2 protein-coding genes are annotated in these 1,913 nt (G+C 66.4%); both read right to left on the reverse strand.

The window, feature by feature from the left end:
* Nucleotides 1-72: 72 nt before the first annotated feature.
* Nucleotides 73-831 (reverse strand): IS21-like element helper ATPase IstB, encoded by a 759-nt coding sequence (gene istB / locus RMP09_RS17185; protein WP_310567203.1) that lies wholly within the window; start codon nt 829-831, stop codon nt 73-75.
* Nucleotides 828-1,913, reverse strand: a 1,086-nt coding sequence (locus tag RMP09_RS17190; protein WP_310567204.1) for a Mu transposase domain-containing protein, incomplete at its 5' end; no start/stop codon positions are given. The genes istB and RMP09_RS17190, both read right to left, overlap by 4 nt.

Below are 1,913 nucleotides of genomic sequence, written 5' to 3' on the forward strand. Positions count from 1 at the left end.
CCCCGATGGCCACCCCAAACTGCTCCACTTATGGCCGGTCAAACTGCTCCAGGCAGGACGGTCGGATTGTGACTATACGGGTGTGACGGCGATGCGTGAGGCGGCCTCCTTCAAACGGTAGCTCTTGCCCTCGAACTCCAGCATCGCGCAGCGGTGCATGAGTCGGTCAAGGATGGTGGTGGCCATGGTGGCGTCGCCCAGGTATTTGCCCCAGTCCTGCACCACCCGGTTGGAGGTGATGACGATGGCGCGGCGCAACTTGTAGCGCTGGTGCACGATGGCCTGCAGCAACTCGGCGCTCACATCGGCAATGCGCCTGGCCAGGAACAGATCGTCCAGGACCAGCAGGTCTGGCTCAATCCAGGCCTTGAGTTTCTCGGCCTGCTCTTGTGTGCTGGCCAGCCCGTAGCTGGCGAACTCGGTGTCGGCCTCCACGTAGCGCACGTCGTATCCCTGCAGCGTGGCCTGGTAGGCCACGGCCTTGGCAACATGGCTCTTGCCGGTGCCGGGCTTGCCAATGATCAGCGCGTTGGCGCCCTCGCCGATGAACTTCAGGGTGTGCAACTCGAAGCAGGCGCTGCGCGGCAGCTTCGGATTGAAACGCCAGTCGAAGTCCGCCAGGCTCAGTCGCTCGGTCAGGCCCGAGCGCTTGAAGCGGCGCTCGGTCAGACGAGAGCGCCGGCGGTCCAGCTCGTCCTGCAGCATGGCGGCGAAGGTCTCCAGGAAGGGTTGCTGGGCGGCCTGGGCCTGCATCACGCGGGTGGACAAGGTCTCGGCGATACCGGAGAGGCGCAATTCGCGCAGGGCGCGTTCGATCTCGATCATGTTCATGGCTGGGTGCTCTCGGAGGATTGAGTGGCGGTGGCGACGTGGGCGAAGAGATCGCCGTATTCCTCGGCACTGCGGATGAGTGCGTGTTGCTGGGTCAGCGTTGATGCCGACGCCGACGGTGTTGGGGTGGCAGCGTCCAGGGCAGCCAAGGCATCGGCCACGAGCCGCTCGGTCAGCGCCTTGACGTGGCGGTAGCTGTGCACGCCTTGCTCCATGGCGAGCGCGCAGGCCGCGTCGATGAAACGGTGCGGGTAGCGCCGCGCCAAGTTGACGATGCCCCAGAGCTTGCGCTGGCCCACCCGGCCTTCGATGGCAAACAGTATCTCGCACAGCCGTGCCGCCTGGGGGCCGATGGCCCGCGCCTGGCCGAGGATGAAGCGGGTCTCGCGCGAGGGGTTGAACACCCGTTCGGCCAGGGGCAGCACCACGGTGCCGGGCCGCTCCACGCGGGCGTGGGTGCGCAGCAAAGCCTGGGTGCGCAGGTCACGGATCTCGATGCGCCGCTCGAAGATCCGCACCAGCACCTTGGTGCCAATCACCGCCGGGCGGGCTGCGTAGCTGCTGTGGTCGATGCGCACGCAACTGTCGTCGCACACGCTGCGCTGCACCTCGGTGAAGTACTGCATGCCGGTCAAGGGCAGTGGCTGCAGGTGGGCGCGCTCCTCCTCGAACATGGCCTGCACCTGGCGGCGCTCGGCGCCGTGGATGCGCGAGGCCGCCCACTTGCTCTCCCAGTGCTCCAGGAAGGCGTTCTGCTCCTCGATCGTCTCGAAGCGCCGGCCCTTGAGGGCGGTGGCCTGGGTGTGTCCGATGGCATTCTCCACCGTGCCCTTGCGATTGGGATCTCGCACCCGAGCCGGGTCGGCCACCACCTCGTAGTGGGCGAGCGTGGCGGCATAGACCGGATTGAGTGCGGGCTCGTACAGGTCGGGCTTCAAGACACCTTCCTTGAGGTTGTCGAGCACCACGTACCGGGCAGAGCCACCAAAGTAGCGCCAGGCCTGCTCGTGCAGCTCGGCCCAGATCTGCTGGCCGGAATTCCAGACCACACGGCGGAAGCTGCGCCGCGAGTAACGCAGCGT

It is taken from the genome of Hydrogenophaga sp. (assembly GCF_031426985.1).
GTDB lineage: Bacteria > Pseudomonadota > Gammaproteobacteria > Burkholderiales > Burkholderiaceae_C > Hydrogenophaga.

Excerpts from the sequence above, each read along its gene's own strand:
- istB (WP_310567203.1), bottom strand. The coding sequence starts at position 831 with ATGAACATGATCGAGATCGAACGCGCCCTGCGCGAATTGCGCCTCTCC.